The organism is Mesorhizobium sp. M7A.T.Ca.US.000.02.2.1, from assembly GCF_003996995.1.
GTDB lineage: Bacteria > Pseudomonadota > Alphaproteobacteria > Rhizobiales > Rhizobiaceae > Mesorhizobium.
Map to the genome: position 1 here is coordinate 1 of NZ_RZTT01000577.1, position 2,979 is coordinate 2,979.

Here is a 2,979-nt window from a genome sequence, read left to right on the forward strand (position 1 = left end):
AGGTTCGAAACGGCGGCAGCGTCCCCGCTGCCGGTCGAGGTCCCCAAGCCTCGGCCGAGTCCGCCTCTGCCTGCCAGTGGGGCGGACCCACTTTCGATTCAAGGCAACCTTGCTCCCAGGATGGAAGTTTGGATCGCGCTTGGTTTTCCTAGCCGAGCAGGACACCGGAAGGCCGTCACCCTCCTTCCTCACTGGCGGCTGCGAAGTCAGTCTACGATTGATGGGGAATTTTTTACCAAACTGTAAATTCAACGGTATTCTGGTAGGAGGCCAAACTGTCCAGGCGCGGATCCGCAAATATCGCCCTTGGCGTGCTACCATCCGAGGATTGGGCTGACTGGTCACTACAACCCGAGCCGCTGGCGAAGGCCATCATTGAGACCGTGGAGCGTCTGACGAGTAGACCGGCCGCTGAAGGCACGACTAGAGGGGGCCTTGGCTTTGAGACCTGCCCGAAGCCGAGCTGCAAACGGGTTCCAGCCTTACGAAAAGGTTGCATGGGTTTCTCCAGGTTGGCCCGCCGCTGAGGTCACAGCGACGGGCCCTGCACCAGAGCTTGGACTTGAGGGAGGGAGTTCTCACACCAAGCACGTTTCCAACTTAGATTCCGGATGCATGTTCCTAAGGCCGGCGCAAAAACTTTATGACCCACCAAATACAACAATGCCCCTGCCAGACTCCTGGCGATTCTGCGAAAGGCCGGCATCTCGATTGAGACGTCCGCGCAGGCGGCTAGGACTCGCCGTCACACGGCGCGATGTTATCTGAGCGCGTCAAGAATCGCCGGGAAACGCGGAGCTTCAGTTCGATGCGATGGGCCCGACACGAACGTCAGGGATCTGTAAGCCAGGTACGAATACAGGGTGGCTGCGGCATATGCCCCAAGCGAGGGCTGGATGGGGTGACAGCGAGCCGTTCCGATAAAAGCGGTAACCAAAGCGGCATACAGAATTGTGGAGGCGATGCCGACCATGCCGAAGCGTGCCAGCAGCTTGAGCGCGTCGTCGCCGGCAGACCGATGCTCAGGCACGCGCACTAGACACATACTCTCTACGCGGATGAAGGACCCTTATCGTTATGCTTGTCTCTGCCGGCGGCGCCACATTCTATTGGTGGTGGCGAGGCCGCTATGACCTTCAGGGCGGGCTAGCGACTGAGCGCCTTCGAAGGTGAAAGTAATTCCCGCGTCCTCAAACGCTTGGCGCATGGCCGCGATCTTGTGGGGACGCGGATTTCGAATACCGTTCTCAAAATCTCTGATCGCCATTTCGCTGAGACTGGCTTTTGCGGCAAGGCGCACCCGCGACCAGTTCAGCAGGGCGCGTGCTGTTCTCGATTGAGCTGCTGAGAGTTGGGTTCGGCTGTCCATAGGATGTGAACATTCGATAACTCTAAAATGTTCCTTCGATCTGTGCGACGATCGGATGATCGATCTTCCCCGCGAGGGGGACGGTCGTTACGAGCGATGTCTCAGCGATGCATGTGACAGGCTACAGGCGGCGCCGGGACGAGAGTGTGGGGCAAGCAGCGGGCGGGTGAAACGAGGGCTGCGGCTTGGCGGCGTCCGCCCGCTATCGGGACCAACCCTGTCGCGGCTTGTTGACCTATGCTGGTTGGTCCCAGCACACTCCAGAACCTGCCCGGCATCTTCCGGTGGGCTTTTTGTGAATCAGCGGAACCTGATATGCTGCGGCAGGTTGAACAAGCGGCAGCGTCCCCCGCTGCCGGTCGAGGCCCCCAAGCCTCGGTCGGGTCCGCCTCTACCCGCAAGTGGGGGCGGACCCACTGAGTCTTGCGGACCAGGCAACCTGGTTTCCGAAATCCATCATTGCTGGTCAGTGACGGGGCCTTCGCGCTGGCGCTGCTACACACCCTTGCAGGCACTCTATCGTGTCTGGGCCCGACTGAAGCCCGACATGGACTCGCAAAGGTCCGACCCTGAAACAACGGAGCCTTTTCTACATTTGGAAATGTGACCGTCGATCATCGTCCCTTCGTCGGCGGTTGGCTGAGTACCCGCCACGGCTCGGTGGCGTGGTGGGTACTCATTCATGGAGAGCGCATGTGAGGTGCAGCGTGGTGAAGGCTGATGAGCCGCCTACCTTATCTAGATCGCCTGGACGATCTCGTTCAAGCAATTTCCCATCGAAGGGGAGATCCTGCGTGCGGAGTGCCATTATTCGCTACGTCTTGGCGAAAATCGAAGAAGATCTACGGGAATGGTTGGCGGGGCCTGGGAGTTCCGAGTAGCGCGGCTTCGACTTATACTGTTTCTGGGATCCGGAAACTGGACTATCCTCCCACGGGTCTTGCGACTCCAGCCGCTCGGGCCAAGCCGTTCCTGTCCGAGGCAGCTAGTTTTTTCATGGCGACGAAAAATCACCGCAGCATAACAAGTACCCGCTTCAGCAAAAGCTAACGGAGCAGTCTTCAGCAGCCAAGGTTCGGAACGCTGGAAGCCTCGTACTGGGTGGAAGCTTCCGCAGCCCGTCTCGCGGCATCGGCAAATGAGTGCGAGACGGCTGTTTCGCGTTCGATTTGAGCGCCCTGGGACCTGCGGCCCGCCGCCTATTGAGGCGCCGGCGGTGGACCCTGTATAAGCGGCTACATCCATAGGGGATCGACCGCTCAGAGGGTCAATGTGCCAGATCGCTTAGCGAAGCTCACGCATTGTCTGCTCACCGCACGTCAGGCAGGTTAGAGCTATCCTGCATGCCGCTTGCCGGGATTACGGGCCCACAATCGGGTAGCTTCGTCCTCTCCATCGAACTTTCATCGTCTAGAAGCGTTCGGTCCGCTCGGTCAACAGTGTAACGATCAGGGAAGCGCAGAGGAAAGCACGTGCGGTAACGGTTGATTCAACCATTGCTGGTATATTAGGTGTGAGTGGCGGCTCCGGCATTCGGGCGGGCGCTTCAGTGCCGGAGCCGCCTGCGCAGTCCGGTTGGGTTTTGACCGCGCCGTCCTATAATGGGACAG

Annotated in this window: 2 protein-coding genes; both read right to left on the bottom strand. The window is 59.4% G+C overall.

Annotation, left to right across the window (positions count from 1 at the left end):
• Positions 1–760 precede the first annotated feature (760 nt).
• On the bottom strand, positions 761–1,045 hold the full coding sequence (locus EOD15_RS31860; protein ID WP_127319057.1) for a GtrA family protein: 285 nt from the start codon (positions 1,043–1,045) through the stop codon (positions 761–763).
• A gap of 30 nt (positions 1,046–1,075) precedes the next feature.
• Positions 1,076–1,369 (bottom strand): helix-turn-helix transcriptional regulator, encoded by a 294-nt coding sequence (locus tag EOD15_RS31865; RefSeq protein WP_127319055.1) that lies wholly within the window; start codon positions 1,367–1,369, stop codon positions 1,076–1,078.
• Positions 1,370–2,979 lie beyond the last annotated feature (1,610 nt).